General features: G+C 67.0%; 9 protein-coding genes and 1 other RNA gene. 2 read left to right on the top strand and 8 right to left on the bottom strand.

Going from position 1 to position 15,355, the window contains the following annotated elements; all coding sequences use genetic code 11:
- A partial coding sequence (locus DU478_RS08405; RefSeq protein ID WP_114510498.1) for a beta strand repeat-containing protein occupies positions 1–2,663 on the top strand: 2,663 nt, incomplete at its 5' end.
- 139 nt (positions 2,664–2,802) lie between these two features.
- Here DU478_RS08405 and ssrA read toward each other — a convergent pair.
- Together ssrA and DU478_RS08395 are read right to left on the bottom strand one after the other, a co-directional pair.
- Positions 2,803–3,152, bottom strand: a transfer-messenger RNA (tmRNA) gene (ssrA, locus tag DU478_RS08400).
- Positions 3,153–3,166: 14 nt separating this feature from the next.
- Positions 3,167–3,517 carry a DUF4345 family protein gene (locus DU478_RS08395; RefSeq protein ID WP_114510497.1) on the bottom strand — a complete coding sequence of 117 codons (351 nt, stop codon included), beginning with the start codon at positions 3,515–3,517 and terminating at the stop codon, positions 3,167–3,169.
- A gap of 100 nt (positions 3,518–3,617) precedes the next feature.
- On the opposite strand from DU478_RS08395, the gene DU478_RS08390 reads away from it, so the two are divergent.
- Positions 3,618–4,637, top strand: a complete 1,020-nt coding sequence (locus DU478_RS08390) for a histone deacetylase family protein (RefSeq protein WP_114510496.1) — start codon at positions 3,618–3,620, stop codon at positions 4,635–4,637.
- 31 nt (positions 4,638–4,668) lie between these two features.
- Here DU478_RS08390 and gghA read toward each other — a convergent pair whose 3' ends face one another.
- The 6 genes from gghA to glgC are packed head-to-tail and all read right to left on the bottom strand — an operon-like array spanning position 4,669 to position 15,355.
- Positions 4,669–7,038 (bottom strand): glucosylglycerol hydrolase, encoded by a 2,370-nt coding sequence (gghA, locus tag DU478_RS08385; RefSeq protein ID WP_114510495.1) that lies wholly within the window; start codon positions 7,036–7,038, stop codon positions 4,669–4,671.
- 17 nt (positions 7,039–7,055) lie between these two features.
- Positions 7,056–8,687 carry an alpha-D-glucose phosphate-specific phosphoglucomutase gene (locus DU478_RS08380; protein WP_114510494.1) on the bottom strand — a complete coding sequence of 544 codons (1,632 nt, stop codon included), beginning with the start codon at positions 8,685–8,687 and terminating at the stop codon, positions 7,056–7,058.
- Between the two features lie 12 nt (positions 8,688–8,699).
- Entirely contained in the window at positions 8,700–10,595 is a 1,896-nt protein-coding gene (malQ, locus tag DU478_RS08375) for a 4-alpha-glucanotransferase (RefSeq protein WP_114510493.1), read from the bottom strand.
- Positions 10,588–12,684, bottom strand: a complete 2,097-nt coding sequence (gene glgX, locus DU478_RS08370; RefSeq protein WP_114510492.1) for a glycogen debranching protein GlgX — start codon at positions 12,682–12,684, stop codon at positions 10,588–10,590. The genes malQ and glgX overlap by 8 nt, the downstream gene beginning before the upstream one ends.
- The gene (gene glgA / locus DU478_RS08365; protein WP_114510491.1) at positions 12,681–14,093 is read right to left on the bottom strand and encodes a glycogen synthase GlgA; all 1,413 of its coding nucleotides are present in this window, start codon (positions 14,091–14,093) and stop codon (positions 12,681–12,683) included. Before glgA ends, glgX begins: the two co-directional genes overlap by 4 nt.
- Positions 14,090–15,355: a glucose-1-phosphate adenylyltransferase gene (gene glgC, locus DU478_RS08360; RefSeq protein ID WP_114510490.1), complete on the bottom strand. Its 1,266-nt coding sequence runs from the start codon at positions 15,353–15,355 to the stop codon at positions 14,090–14,092. The genes glgA and glgC overlap by 4 nt, the downstream gene beginning before the upstream one ends.

Raw genomic sequence — 15,355 nt, 5'->3', positions numbered from 1 at the left:
ACACCGGCGCGGACCTGGAGGATGCGGCGACCGTCGGCATGGCGATCACCGGCACCTACGGCACGCTGACCATCGGCGAGGACGGCGCATACACCTACGCCCTGGACGACACCTTCACGGCGACGGATGCGCTGGCCGAGGGTGAGAGCGCCTCGGACGTCTTCACCTACACCATGGCGGACAGCGAAGGCGCGGTCTCGAGCACCACGGTCACCATCGCCATCACCGGCAGCAACGACGCGCCGGTCGCGGTGGCGGACGACAATGCCGAGGATGCGGTGGTCGAGGATGTGGACGCGTCGGCGACGGGCAACGTGCTGGTCAACGACACCGACGTGGATGCCGGCGACAGCAAGACCGTGGTGGGGGTCGCCGCGGGCGACACCGGCGCGGACCTGGAGGATGCAGGCACCATTCGCATCGAAATCCTCGGGACCTACGGTCGTCTGACCGTGAGCGAGATGGGCGACTACAGCTACGTCCTGGACGACACTCTGTCGGCAACCGACGCCCTGGCCGAGGGCGAGAGCGCCTCGGACGTCTTCACCTACACCATTGTGGATGCGGAGGGTGCGAGCTCGAATGCGACGCTGACCATCGCCATCACCGGCAGCAACGACGCGCCAGTCCTCGGCGAGTCGCCGGACCTCGAGGGCAGCGTGGTGGAGGACATCGCCGATCCGGTGCTGACCGACAGCGGTGTCATCGGCTTCTCGGACGTGGATCTGAGCGATACACACCTCGCATCCGCGGTCTTTGCAGGCAGCACGCACAGCAGTCAGCTGGGCAACCTGTCGGCCATCGTCACCGCGGCGACCGTCGGCGGCCTTGGCGGAGAGGTCACATGGAGCTTCAGCGTCGACAACGCGGCGGTACAGTTCCTGGCGGTGGGTGAAAGCATCGTCGAGACCTACACGGTCACGCTTCAGGATGCGGCGGGTGCCAGCTTTACCCAGGACGTTTCCGTCACGATCACAGGCGGTGTGAACACCGTCACCGGGACCGAGCTGGGCGAGACCCTGACCGGCACCGCGGACGAGGATGCGATCAATGGGCTTGGCGGGGCGGACACGCTGATCGGTGGCGCCGGGGCGGATGCTCTGGACGGTGGCGACGGGTCCGATACGGCAAGCTACGCCGGATCGTCCAGCCAGGTCCGGGCCGACCTTGCGAACCCGGGTGTGAACCTCAACGACGCGGCGGGCGATACCTACGCGTCCATCGAGAACCTGACCGGGACGGCTTTTGACGACAACCTGCGGGGCAACGCGCTTGCCAACGTGATCATCGCCGGGGCCGGGGCCGACAAGCTGTACGGTCGGGACGGCGACGACACGCTGGAAGGCGGCGCCGGGGCGGACATCCTCGTGGGCGATACCGGTGTCGATACCGCGTCCTATGCGGGCGCCGCGGCGGGCGTGCTGGCCGATCTGCAATCGCCCGGCATCAATACCGGCGATGCGGCGGGCGACAGCTATGTGAGCATCGAGAACCTGGCAGGGTCGCAGTTCGCCGACAACCTGCGCGGGGACGGTGCCGCCAACCTTCTGTCGGGCAGCGCGGGCGACGACAGCCTCTACGGCCGCAGCGGCAACGACACGCTCGAAGGCGGAGCCGGGGCCGACTTCCTGGCCGGTGGCGGCAACACCGACACCGCGTCCTATGCCGGGGCAATGTCCGGGGTCACCGCCGATCTGGTGGCGCCGGGGTCCAATACCGGCGATGCCGCGGGCGACACCTATGCGTCGATCGAGAACCTGCTGGGGTCGGGCTTTGACGACATGCTCTCCGGCGGTGCCGGGGCCAACCGCCTGACCGGCGGCCTGGGCGACGACACGCTCGAAGGTCGGGGCGGTGCGGATACGCTGGATGGCGGCTCGGGCACCGACACGGCGAGCTATGCCACGGCAACGAGCCTGGTTCGGGCCGACCTCGCAAATGCCGCGGTGAACCTCGGCGATGCGGCGGGGGACAGCTACCTGTCCATCGAGAACCTGATCGGCACCGGCTTCGACGACAACCTGCGGGGCGATGGCGCGGCCAACGTCATGATGGGCGGCGCCGGGTCCGACAGGCTCTATGGACGCGGCGGCGACGACACGCTCGAAGGCGGCGCGGGCGCCGACCTGATCGCCGGTGGCGCGGGCACCGATACGGCGTCCTATGCCTCGGCCAGCGGCCTGGTCCGGGTCGATCTTGAAACCCCGGGCATCAACCTGGGCGATGCGGCCGGCGATACCTTCGACTCGATCGAGAACCTGATCGGGACCCAGTTCGCCGACAACATGCGGGGCAATGCCGGGGCCAACATGATGGACGGCGGCGCAGGCGACGACCGGCTTTATGGCCGGGGCGGCGACGACACGCTGATCGGCGGGTCGGGCGACAACTTGCTTGCGGGCGGTGCGGGGGCGGATCACTTCGTCTTCAACGATACGCTCGGGGCCGGGGAAAGCGCGGTGCTGGACTACGAGGACGGGATCGACACGCTGGTCTTCCAGGGCCTTGCCGGGTCTGCGGATCCTCTGGCCGAACTGGCGCTGACCGACGTCACCTTCCAGGGGGTCAGTTCCGTGTCGATGGATTACGAAGGCCACACGATCATCGTGAAGGGCGTCACCACCGCCGATCTGACCGCGGCGGACGATTTCCTCTTCACCTGACGACATCGGCGCCGTGCCCCGAACGGGTGCGGCGCCTCATGACAAGTCCAGACGGCGGGTCACGGCCCGCCGTTTGCATGCAGAGGCGCGGCGGTTGCTCGCAACGCCTTTGCCCGGTCTTCGCGAAATGGGGGAGGAAAGTGCAGGCTTCTGTTGCCAGGTGCCTGCGAACCCCGCCTTACGCTGCTAGGCGCAAGGGCTTAAGTTTCGGTCTTCGGACTGCTTACGCAGCCAGAGCGACCGGAGCACGATTGTCATTTGCAATTGTACTGTTTTCGCCGGTAACGGTGGCAGACAGCCGGGACAAAGCTAACCCCTTTAGACGTTCGTCGATCCTGTTTCCACCCCATGGCCGCCAAATGAACGGGTTATGGTGGAGTGGCCGGGTACCGCCCCCGGGTCCGATCCGCTTATTACGAGCGCGTTTATGTCCATAGTCTGTTTCCAGACAGAGCAAACATAGGCCCCGTTCGCGGCGGTTTCAATGGGCCTGTGAGGTCGGGTCAAAGATTCCAGAGGATGAGCCAGGCGGCGGGCACGGCCTCGAAGGCGAAGTAGAGCAGCGCCTTGCCGCGCGGCGGATTGTCGAGTGCGATCGACACCAGCCGACCGGCCCCGGCGCCGACATAGGCGACCCCCAGCATCGCATAGGCCATCGGCGTGCCGAGGACGAGGCAGCCCAGCCCCAGCGCCACGAAGAGCCCGCCAGCGGAGGCGCGCAGCTCGCTCAGCCCCATGTTGGTGTCGGTGGGCCTGAGGTCGAGCACGTCGGCCGTGTAGCGGGGTGCCAGAAAGCCGAAGAGACCGAAGGCAACGGTCAGCAGGGCGATAGCGGGGTTGATGAGGTCGAGCATCGGGGGAAACTCCGGTAAGTTGTTCGGCCGGCGCGCGCTTCGGCGGACACCGGACCGCGCAACGGGTGACAAGCGGCGCAGGGCGTGGTTTGCTCAACGCATGAAAGCGTTTTTCGATCCCGGCCAGACGGCCCATGACCCGCAGACCTTCCTGGCCAACGGCGTGCTGCGCCCAAGCCCGGAACAACCCCGGCGCGCCGAAGTGCTTCACGAGGCCGCGGTTGCTGCGGGCTGCGAATTCTCAGTGCCCGAGGATCATGGTATCGCCTTCATTTCCGACGTGCATCCGTCTGAATACCTTGCGTTTTTGCAGAACATTCACGCGCGCTGGCAACGTATGGACGGCGCTTCGGAAGAAGTCGTGCCCAACGTGCATCCGAATCGCCACGGGGTGAGCTACCCCGACGGCATGGTGGGCCAGGCGGGCTGGCACATGGCCGACACCGCCTGTCCCATCGGGCCGCACACCTGGGCCTCGGCCTATCTTTCGGCGCAGAGCGCGGTGAGCGGCGCCCAGGCGGTTCTGTCGGGCGAACAGGCGGTCTATGCGCTCTGCCGTCCGCCGGGGCATCACGCCTTTTCCGACATGGCGGGCGGTTTCTGTTTCCTCAACAACGCCGCCATCGCCGCCAAGGCGCTGCTGCGCGCGGGCTGCCGTCCGGCGATCCTCGACGTCGACGTGCATCACGGCAACGGCACGCAGGGCATCTTTTACGACGATCCAGAGGTGCTGACCGTGTCGGTCCATGCCGACCCCGCGCGGTTCTATCCGTTCTTCTGGGGGCATGCCCATGAACGCGGGCGCGGGCCGGGCGAGGGTACGAACCTGAACCTGCCCCTGGATCGGGGCACCGGCGACGACGGCTTTCTCGCCGCGCTTGAAAACGGGCTGGAACGGATCGAGCTATTCGGCTGCGACGCGCTGGTCGTGGCGCTGGGACTCGACGCCCATGAAAACGATCCGTTTCAAGGGCTTGCGGTTACAACCTCGGGCTTTGCCTCAATTGCGGCGCGGATTGCCTCGCTGGACTTGCCGACGGTGATCGTGCAGGAGGGCGGCTATCTCCAACCCGAGCTTGGGCCGAACCTCAGGTCCTTCCTGGAAGGCTGGCAGGGCTGACGCCCTGCCAGGCGGTCGCGGCGGGCAGCGGCTACTGCGGTGCCCGCGCGAACACCAGCGCCATGGAATCCCGCAGCACGATCGGGCCGCTCAGGTAATCCTCTCCGATGCCGGGCGTGCGCAGCACACAATCCCAGCCGAAGCCTTCTGTGCCGGGAATGCCCAGCCGCAGCGGATCGACGTCCGCGGTTTCCTTGCCTTCCATATGGATCACCGAAAACACCTGTTCGCCGTCCGGGCCGTGCCGCAGCGATGTAAACACGGTACGGCCGTCCAGAGGCTCGATGTATCCGAAATGGTCCTTTGGCCCGAAATTATCGCGCAACCAAGGCCTTGCGCGACGGAATTCACGCAGATTGTGGGTAAAGGCGCATTGCACCGGGTCAAGCCCCGGCAGCGAATGGACGATGTTGCAGTAGTCGTGCATGTCATCCATCCAGGCCCGCGCCACCTCTTTCAGGGTGTTCACCGTGTAATGCGGTCCGGCCAGTTTCGGATCGGTCGCGTTCAGCAGCCGGGCGATGTCCTCGAGGTCGTATTCGGTTACCTCGACCAGCGCCGGCAGGAATTCGCAGAACCGCGCCAGCTGGTCGCGGGTTTCGAAGCCCAACTCTTTCAGACGACGGAAGTTGTAGGGGATCGAATAGGCGTATTCGTCCACCTGCCATTTCAGGCTGATGGCTTCCTCGGCCACGACCTTGACCCCGTACTTGTCGTCCTGGTTGCGAATGAACCCCCAGGACCCGCGCGCCATGGCGTTGAGGAAATCCATCGGCACGCCGGGCAGGGCGGCATAGGTGAGGGTATGCACCGCCGGGTTGTCATAGGCCTTGTCGAGAATCTCCATCCGGCTGAGGCCGAGCCGGGTGTTGATGTTCATCTTCGGGCTCACCTGCGTGCCGCGGCGCAGGGTGTCGTGGTTCGACGTGCCGGAAATCCAGTTCGCCCCGACGTTCAGGCATTCACGGATGCGCCAGTACTTGCCCAGCCAGAAGGTGTAGAGGAACGGCGTGTTGTGGGCAAAGGTCAGCGGCCCCCACTGGAACACGTCGTCGTCGCGCTGCTTTTCGATCACCGACCTGTAGGTCGAGCTCAGTTCCCAGTCCTCGTCGGGCCAGGGGCGGCCGTCCTCGAAGATGAACCAGGGGCGGTAGCGGGTGCCCGCGACCTCCTGTTCGATATCGGCCATGCTTTGTAGGTAGTCGTCGTCGTGCTTCAGCACCTGTTCGGACGGGTCCCAGAACTTGAAATCCTGCGCCCCGTCGACACGCACCCCGTCGGCGCCGAAGTTCACCTTGCGGCGCTGCATCTCCAGCAGGATCGCCCGCACGGCAGGGTTCTGGTAGTCGAGGTTCTGGCCGTACATGTTCGGCCCGGCGAAGAAATGGCTCGACAGCGCGCGCAGGCCCTGGTTGTCGGAATGGCCGTAGACCACGTCGAAGATAAGCCGTTTGGGCCGGGTCGGAAAGTTGTGCAGCACGGCGGCAAGATCCACCAGTTCGTCCGGACGGCCGCTTTCCAGCAGCACCGGGTTGACCGTGCCCATGCCTGAGATGACGATGTCATAGCCCCAGTTGGTGGTATCGGGCCGCAGCAGCGACACTGTCAGGTGCTCGTCGGTGGTATCGGATTCGGTCCAGAAGTCCGGGCCGGTCTCGTAGACGGTCGTGGGCTCCACCGGCAAAAGCTGCACCGCGTCGTAGCCCAGGAAGATCCGGTCCGAAGGTTCGCGCGGCAGGTCGCGCGCCACCCGTTCGGCCAGCCGCTCGAAATGCCGGGTCAGCGCCGCGATGGTGCCGCCCGCGGTGGCAGTGGGCACGTGGATCTGCAGGATGTTGGTGGGCGGCCCGAACTTGTGCGGGTCGTCGCCCGCGAACGCGGACCAGTAGTCCTTGTCGCCGCGCGCCTCCTGCATGGCGGCCACGTCGTAGAGTTCTGCCGGGGCCATGGCGCCGAAGGGCAGGGACATGGCCAGCGGATCGAAGATGCGGTGCCAGACGCCTTCGCTGTCGCGCCAGACCAGCGCGTAGAAATCGCCGATCTGGTCGCGCCGCCCGGGCCGCATGCCGCGCACCGCCGAAAAGCAATAGGCATCGAGCCGCACGATCGGCACGAAGACCCTCTCGAACGGCACGTCCTGGTGCGCCACGGTCAGGTCCATCGGTTCGACCGAGTCGAGCAGTTCGAGGAAGATGTCGCCCGAAGGCACCCGCAGGTCCTGCAGATCCGGGATCCAGAAGCCGAAATAGGCCATGTCGCCCTCGACCTGTCCGCCGAGGTAACGCGCCACCTTCTGTTCGGCGTCGAAGCGTTTGGGCGTGGTGGTGAGGATCTCCTGGCATTCGTCCGCGCGGGCGGCGGCGGCGTCGGCGTCATAGATGATGCGGTCTTGCAGGGCCATGGGGCCTCCTGTCGTTCTTACGTGATCACGTCGGGCGCGTCGCGCCCGGTGCGGTCCTTGATGCCTGCGATGGCCTCGGCGGCGGCGATCACCGACGCCAGCGCCTCTTGCGGGTCGTCGTGCAGGCGCTCTGGGTCGGTTTCCACCCGTTCGAGGTAGACGCGCAGCGTGGCGCCTTCGGTTCCGGTGCCCGACAGGCGCAGCACGATGCGCCCGCCCTGCGACGTGGTGATCCGCAGGCCCTGGCCTTCGCTGCGCGACCCGTCGACGGGATCGTCATAGGCAAATTCATCGGCAGTTTCCACCGTCAGCCCGGCAAAGTCCTGTCCCGGCAGGCTGTCCAGACGGTCGCGCAGGTCATCGACCAGTTTTTGCGCAGCTTCTGCATCGACCGCCTCGTAATCGTGCCGGGAATAGTAGTTGCGCCCGTAGGTCTTCCAGTGGTCTGCCATGAGGTCTGCCACCGAAATCTTGCGCACCGCCAGCACGTTGAGCCAGAAGAGCACCGCCCAGAGCCCGTCCTTTTCGCGCACATGGTCTGACCCGGTGCCGGCGCTTTCCTCGCCGCAGAGCGTGGCGGCGCCGGCGTCCAGCAGGTTGCCGAAGAACTTCCAGCCGGTCGGGGTCTCGTAGCAGTCAAGCTCCAGCGCCTCGGCCACCCGGTCAAGCGCGCGCGAGGTGGGCATCGAGCGGGCCACGCCGCGCATCTCCTTGGCATAGGACGGGATGTGCTTGGCATTGGCGGCGATGGCGGCAAGGCTGTCCGAGGGCGTCACATAGATGCCGCGCCCGACGATCATGTTGCGGTCGCCGTCGCCGTCCGAGGCGGCGCCGAAATCGGGCGCATCCTCGCCCATCATCACGTCCATCAGCTCTTTCGCCCAGATCGGGTTCGGGTCGGGGTGGCCTTCGCCGAAATCGGGCAGGGGGGTGGCGTTGACCACGGAACCGGGGGCCGCGCCCAACGTGTCTTCCAGGATGGCCTTGGCATAGGGGCCCGTCACCGCGTGCATCGCGTCGAACCGGATGCGGAAGCCCTCCGCGAAAAGCGCCTTGATCGCGTCGAAATCGAAGAGTTCCGCCATCAGCTCCTGGTAGTCGGCGGTGGGGTCCACCACCTCGACCACGGTTTTGCCCAGCGTCGTCTCGCCCAGCGTATCAAGGTCCACGTCCTGCGCGTCGAGGATGAAGTATTTCTTCAACTCCTGCGTCGCCTTGAAGATCTTGCGGGTCACGTTCTCGGGCGCGGGGCCGCCGTTGGCGACGTTGTATTTCACCCCGAAATCGCCATCCGGCCCGCCGGGGTTGTGGCTGGCGGACAGGATGATGCCGCCGCTGGCCTTGTTCTTGCGGATCAGATGCGACGCGGCGGGGGTCGAAAGCAGCGCATTGCGCCCGACGATCACCCGCTCGGCCCCGCCGGCGGCGGCCATGCGCAGCACCACCTGCGCCGCGCGGTCGTTGAAATGCCGCCCGTCGCCGCCGAGCACCAGCGTCTTTCCCTCCACACCGCCGATGCCGTTCCAGGTCGCCTGGATGTAGTTTTCCAGGTAATGCGGTTCCATGAAGGTGCGGGTCTTCTTGCGCAGCCCCGAGGTGCCGGGTTTCTGCCCGTCGATCGGGGTCGTCGCGACCTTCTTTGGTTTCATCGGGGTCTCCTCCTAACGTCCGTTGTCTTTCATGATCCGCGCGGCCCGGTCGAGGCGCGGATCGCGGGCGATGGCGTCGGTGTCGAGCGGCAGGCGCTGCCGCCAGTTCGGGTATTCACCGACGGTGCCCGGCAGGTTGGGCTGGTCCTGCATATCAAGAATGTTCTCGATCTGCACGGCCACCACGCGACTCGCGGCCTGTGCCAGATGCGCGTGCATGGCGTCCTGGCTTGCGGGGTCGGTGTCCGACGCCTTGGCCGTCACGCGGTCGAGCGCCGCGGTTTCGGCCTTGCGATGCGCCAGGGCCGCCGCGCCGACCTTTGGGTCCATAAGGCCGCGGTCCGTGCGGGCGGTGATCTCGGCCCCCTTGCGCCAGCCTTCCCAGGTGGGCAGGTCGTGCGACGAGAAACTGCCCAAGGTCGCGGGCGGCCAGCGGCGCGGGCTGCGAAAGCGCGGGGTCTTGCGCCCGATCTGTTCGAAGATCGTCAGCCGGCATCCGAGGATGCCGCTTGCTGCCAACGCCTTCTGCAGTCCGTCGGGGATGTTGCCCAGGTCCTCGCCAACGATCACGGCCCCGGCGCGCGCGGCCTCGATCCGCACCACCGCCAGCATCGCGTCGCGGGGCATCTGGACATAGGCCCCCGGCGCGCCTTCCGGCACCCAGTAGGCGCGGTCAAAGCCGAGGATATGGTCGATCCGCAGCATCCCGCAGTGCCGCAACTGCCGCCGCAGGGTTTCCGCCAGCGGGGCAAATCCGGTGGCCAGCAGCGCGCGCGGATTGAAGGGCGCGAGGTTCCAGTTCTGCCCGTCCTTGGCAAAGGCATCGGGCGGTGCGCCCAGCGAGGCGCCGAAGGCAAAGCTGGTGCGGTCCTCCCAAGTCTCGGCCCCGTGCGGATGGGTGCCGACCGCGAGGTCGAGGTAGAGGCCGAGCCCCATGCCCGCCTGCACGGCGGTCCGGGCGGCGCGCCCCAGCTCCGCATCGGCGCGCCATTGCAGCCAGGCGTGAAACCGCACCCGGTCGGCCAGCTCCGTCGCCGCTTGCGCCGTCTCGGCGCTCTCGGGGTCCTGCAGTGCTTCGGGCCAGTGGTGCCAATACGGCCCATGACGTTCCGACAGCGCCTGGTGCAGGGCAAAGGTCTGCAAATGCGCGCCCTCGGCGGCGAGATAGGCGTTGAATGCCGCAGCCTGCGCGCCCTCGCGGTGAAACTCCGTCTCCAATGCAGCGATCCGCGCCGGGATGTCGGCGGCATAGTCGATGAGCGCGCCGCGGCTGCGGGTGTGCTCTGCGGGAATGTGGATCGCCGAGAGGCGCCTGCGGTGCGACGGCGTGTAGGGGCTGAAGCCGCCGGGATCGGTCAGGAAGCCCGCATGTACCGGATTGATGCCGAGAAAGGCCGCGCCATGCTGTGCGGCACCGGTCGCCAGCCGCGCGAGGTCGCCGTAATCGCCGATGCCGCCCTGCGCGGCGGTGCGCAGGCCCGCCAGCGGCGCGATCAGCCCCCAGCAACGCGGCGGAAGCGGCAGGCGCGGCGGCGCGCAGAGCAGCCAGCAGGTCTCGCCGATAGCAGTCAGTCGGTGGCGGCCCAGCGGCAGGCCGGGCAGGGCGGGACCGCGGCCTTCGTGGCAGCGGCCATCCTCGCGCAGGATGTGCCACGGGGTGTCTTCGCCCAGCGGCAGATCGGCGCCCTGTCCCGGCCGCAGAACCTGCCAGCGCGGCAGGCGGCGCTGTGCCGGATCGGCCTCGGACAGCGCGGCGTCCATCGCGGCGGGATCCGAAAGATCGATCCCCATTGCCGCCAGCAGAGCCCGCCTGCTGGCGTCGCCGGTCTCGCGCCGGACGCCGGTCACGTCCTTGAAGGCGGGCAGGATGCCATAGGCATCCGCAAGGGCGCGCAGGCGATCAGCCATCGCGCAACTCCTGCACCCAGACGCCCACGGACTGCCCCGCGATGGTCACGTCGCGGGTGGTTTCGGGCGTGGGTTCGCTCTCGGGTGAGGCGGTGTCGAGATGGCGCACCCAGTGGCGCTTTTCGGGGGCTGCGGGCAGGCAAAGCTCGGCGTCGTCGCCGTTGTTGAAGACCAGGAACAGCGCCTCTTCCCGCGCGGCATAGGACGGCGTGCCCGAGGCCATCCGCATCTCGGCGCATAGCAGGCTCAGGTCCGGTTCGTTCCAGTCGTCGTCCTCCATCTCGGTCCCGTCGGCGCGCCACCAGAACAGGTCCTGCAACCCGTCCACCAGCCGTTCGCGCGAATGCAGAAAGCGTTTCTGCCGCAGGATCGGGTGCTCCTTGCGAAAGGCGATGAGCCGCTGGACGAAGGCCAGGAAGTCCGGATCGGTGCTGTCCCAGTCGATCCAGCCGATCTCGTTGTCCTGACAATAGGCGTTGTTGTTGCCGCTTTGCGAATTGCCCAGCTCGTCGCCGGCGAGGATCATCGGCGTGCCCTGGCTCAGCAGCAGCGTCGCCATCAGGTTGCGCCGGCGCTGCGCGCGGGCCGCGATGATCCCGGCGTCGTCGGTCGGGCCTTCGACGCCCATGTTGTCCGAGATGTTGTTGCCGTGGCCGTCGCGGTTGTCTTCGCCGTTGGCCTCGTTGTGGCGGTCGTTGTAACTGACCACGTCCATGAGGGTGAAGCCGTCATGCGCCGTCAGCAGATTGACCGAGGCGGTGGCGGGGCGGCCGGAATGGTCGAACTGCACCGCCGATCCGGTCAGCCGCTCGGCCAGTTCGGGCACCATGCCCTCGTCGCCGCGCCAGTACGCGCGCACCGCGTCGCGGTACTTGTCGTTCCACTCCGAGAAGGGCGGCGGGAACCCTCCGACCTGGTAGCCGCCGGGGCCGATGTCCCAAGGCTCCGCGATCAGCTTCACATGCGCCAGCACCGGGTCCTGCCGCACCGCCTGGAAGAACGCCGCGTTGCGGTCAAAGCCACGCGACGTGCGCCCCAGTGTCGAACAGAGGTCGAAGCGGAAGCCGTCGACGCCCATGACCTCGACCCAGTAGCGCAGTGAATCGACGATCATCCGCATGACCATCGGGTGTTCGACGTTCACGGTGTTGCCGCATCCGGTGTCGTTGATCGAATGGCGGTGGTCGTCGGTCAGCCGGTAATAGCTGCGGTTGTCCAACCCCCGGAACGACAGGGTCGGCCCCATCTCGTCGCCTTCGCAGGTGTGGTTGTAGACCACGTCGAGCAGCACCTCGATGCCGGCGGCGTGCAGCCGCGCGACCATGTGCTGGAACTCCCACAGCGCGCCTTTGCTCAGATAGCGCGGGTCGGGCGCGAAGAAGCCCAGTGTCTGGTAGCCCCAGTAGTTGCGCAGGTCCTTTTCAACGAGGAACCGGTCGTCGGTGAAGGCATGGACCGGCAGAAGCTCGATCGCGGTGATGCCGAGTTTCGTGAGATGCTCCAGCATCGGGTCCGAGGCGAGGCCAAGGAACCCGCCCTTGTCTGTCACGTCGGGATGCTGTTGGGCGAGGCCCTTCACATGCGCCTCGTAGACGATGGTCTTGGAGAGCGGCGTCATCGGGCGGACATGGTCGTCGCCCCAGGCGAAACTCGGGTCCTCGACCACGCAGCGCGGCATGTAGGGCGCGCTGTCGCGGCGGTCGAAGCTCAGGTCGCCCTTGCTGTCGCCCACCGTGTAGCCCATCAGCGCGTCGTGCCATTGCGGATGGCCGGTCAGGCGCTTGGCGTAGGGATCGAGCAGCAGCTTGTTGTAGTTGAACCGGTGGCCGTGGAACGGCGCATAGGGCCCGTCCGCGCGCAGCCCGTAAAGCTGCCCGGGCTTCAGCCCCGACACGTAACCGTGCCAGACGTCGCCGTTGCGTTCGGGCAGGTCGATGCGATGGGTTTCCGTCTTGCCGTCCTCGGAAAAGAGGCACAGCGTCATGCGCGTGGCATGTTCGGAGAAGACGGCGAAATTGACACCTTCGCCGTCGAAGGTGGCCCCCAGGGGGGCGGCATGGCCGGGGGCCAGAGCGTTCGAGGTTTTCATGGGGTCTTCTTGAGGCTCTCGTAAAGGGCAGCATAGTCCCGGGCCGACTGATCCCAGCCGACCGGATGGGCCATGGCGTTGCGCATCATCCCCTCCCATATCTTTCGCTCGGGCCAGAGCGCGAAGACGCTTTGCAGCGCCCGGCGCAGGGCCTGAGCAGTGACCGGGTGAAACTGGAACCCGGTCGCGACCCCCGCAGCCAGCCCGGCAGGGCTGGCGGGGATCACCGTGTCCGCCAGCCCGCCCGTGAGCGACACCAGCGGCAACGTGCCGAAGCGCAGCCCATAAAGCTGCGTCAGCCCGCAGGGCTCGAACCGTGACGGCACCAGGATCACATCGCCTCCCGCGATGAGTTTCCGGGCCAGGTCCTCGTCGTAGCCGATGCGTACCGCGACGCCTGCATGGCGGGTGGCGGCGTCGCGGAAGGCCTTTTCCATCGCCGCATCGCCCGAACCGAGCAGCGCCAGCTGCCCGCCCGCCGAGACGAGGTCGGGCAGGGCGTCGATCAGCAGGTCGAGGCCCTTCTGTTCGGTCAGACGCGAGATCACCACGAAGAGCGGCCCGTCGCTGTCGGGCAGACCAATTTCTGCGCGAAGCGCGCGGGTGTGCTTGGCCTTGCCGCGGGGCGCGCGGTAGGGTGGCGTCCAGACACCGAGGTCGATGCCGTTGAGGATGCCCGTCAGCGCCGCCTGCCGGTCGCGCAGTACGCCGTCGAGGCCCATGCCGAATTCCTGCGTCGTCAGCTCGTCCGCATAGGTGCTGCTGACGGTGCTGAGGCCGTCGGCATAGACCAGCCCGGCCTTGAGTGCGCTGATCCGACCGTAATATTCGAAACCGCTGGGGGTAAAACCGTCTTCGGGCAGGCCCAGCCGGTCCAGCCGCGTCGCCGGGGCCAGTCCCTGGAAGGCGATGTTGTGGATGGTCAGCAGCGTCGCCACGCGACCCGCGGCGCCGCGCTGCTGCAGGTAGACCGGCGCCAGCCCTGCCTGCCAGTCGTGCAGGTGCAGAATTTCGGGCTGCCAGCCCTCGATTCCCTCCGCGCCGATGCGCGCGGCGGTGTCTGACAGGGCGGCGAAGCGTTCGGGATTGTCGGGCCAGTCGGTGCCATCGGGGCCGAGGTAGATCGAGCCCGGCCGGTCGAAGAGATGCGGCGCGTCTAAAACGTAAAGCACCTGCTTGCCGAGGGCGCCGCGCAGGACCCGCGCCGGCCCGCCGAAAACCTGGCCCAGGTCCAGCACCGCCGCGTCGCGGTCCACCGCCGCGCGTACCGCCGGATAGCCCGGCAGCAGCGTGCGCATGTCGTGGCCCAGCCCCGCCATGGCGCCGGGCAGAGCGCCCGCCACGTCTGCAAGGCCGCCGGTCTTGACCAGCGGCACGCATTCCGACGCGACGGACAGGACGTTGGTCATAAGGCGGCGGCCCTCCGGTCGATCATCGCCTTGGTGATGAGCGTGACGCCGGTATCGCTGACGCGGAACCACTTGGCGTCTTCCTCGGGGTCTTCGCCCACCACCAGGCCCTCGGGAATGTGCACGCCGCGGTCGATCACCACCTTGGACAGCCGCGCATGGCGCGCGACGTTGACATAGGGCAGCACCACAGCCTGGTGCAGTTGCGAATAGGAATTGGTGTGGACCTGTGTGAAGAGCAGCGATTCCGAGATCTCGGTGCCCGAGATGATGCAACCGCCCGACACCAGCGAAGAGGTCGCCGTGCCGCGGCGCTTCGCCTCGTTGTGGATGAACTTGGCCGGGGGAACCGATTCAGAATAGGTCCAGATCGGCCAGTCGGTGTCCCAGAGGTCGAGATCGGGGGTGAAACCGGTGAGGTCGATATTCGCCTTCCAGAAGGCATCCACCGTCCCCACGTCGCGCCAGTAGGCCGGGGCGGCCGGGTCGTGCTTGACGCAGCTGTCGGTGAAACGGTGCGCTTGCGCGGTGCCCTTGGCGACGATCTCGGGGATCAGGTCGTTGCCGAAATCGTGGCTCGAGCTGTCGTCAGCCGCATCGCGGATCAGCAGGTCGCGCAGGAATGTCCAGTCGAAGACGTAGATGCCCATCGACGCCAGCGCCACCTCGGGATCGTCGGGCGTTCCGGGCGGATCGGCGGGCTTTTCCAGGAAACTGGTGATCCGGTCGTCGCCGTCCACCGCCATGACGCCGAAGGCAGATGCCTCTGCGCGCGGCACCGTCAGGCAGCCGACGGTCACATCGGCGCCGGTTTCCACGTGCTGCTGGATCATCAGCTCGTAATCCATCTTGTAGATGTGATCGCCCGCCAGGATCAGCACGTAATCGACGCCGTAGCTGTCGATGATGTCGATGTTCTGCGCTACGGCATCGGCGGTGCCGCGATACCAGTTTTCGTCCCCGCCGCGCTGCGAGGCGGGCAGGATGTCGAGAAACTCGTTGCGCTCGGCGCGGAAGAAGTTCCAGCCGCGTTGGCAATGGCGGATCAGCGAATGCGCCTTGTACTGCGTGGCCACCGCCATCTTGCGGATCCCGGAATTGAGGGCGTTGGACAGCGCGAAGTCGATGATCCGGGTCTTGCCGCCGAAATAGACCGCCGGTTTCACCCGCCGGTCGGTCAGCTCCCTGAGGCGCGATCCGCGCCCGCCTGCAAGAACGAATGCCATCGTGCGGCTGGCCAGCCGGTTGCTTGGTCTCGTCAT

The organism is Thalassococcus profundi (genome assembly GCF_003344785.1).
Taxonomy (GTDB): domain Bacteria; phylum Pseudomonadota; class Alphaproteobacteria; order Rhodobacterales; family Rhodobacteraceae; genus Puniceibacterium; species Puniceibacterium profundi.
This window is presented reverse-complemented; position numbering and strand designations above follow the sequence as displayed.

Excerpts from the sequence above, each read along its gene's own strand:
- glgX (WP_114510492.1), bottom strand. The coding sequence starts at position 12,684 with ATGAAAACCTCGAACGCTCTGGCCCCCGGCCATGCCGCCCCCCTGGGG.
- malQ (WP_114510493.1), bottom strand. The coding sequence starts at position 10,595 with ATGGCTGATCGCCTGCGCGCCCTTGCGGATGCCTATGGCATCCTGCCC.
- glgC (WP_114510490.1), bottom strand. The coding sequence starts at position 15,355 with ATGACGAGACCAAGCAACCGGCTGGCCAGCCGCACGATGGCATTCGTT.
- DU478_RS08390 (WP_114510496.1), top strand. The coding sequence starts at position 3,618 with ATGAAAGCGTTTTTCGATCCCGGCCAGACGGCCCATGACCCGCAGACC.
- DU478_RS08395 (WP_114510497.1), bottom strand. The coding sequence starts at position 3,517 with ATGCTCGACCTCATCAACCCCGCTATCGCCCTGCTGACCGTTGCCTTC.
- gghA (WP_114510495.1), bottom strand. The coding sequence starts at position 7,038 with ATGGCCCTGCAAGACCGCATCATCTATGACGCCGACGCCGCCGCCGCC.
- glgA (WP_114510491.1), bottom strand. The coding sequence starts at position 14,093 with ATGACCAACGTCCTGTCCGTCGCGTCGGAATGCGTGCCGCTGGTCAAG.
- DU478_RS08380 (WP_114510494.1), bottom strand. The coding sequence starts at position 8,687 with ATGAAACCAAAGAAGGTCGCGACGACCCCGATCGACGGGCAGAAACCC.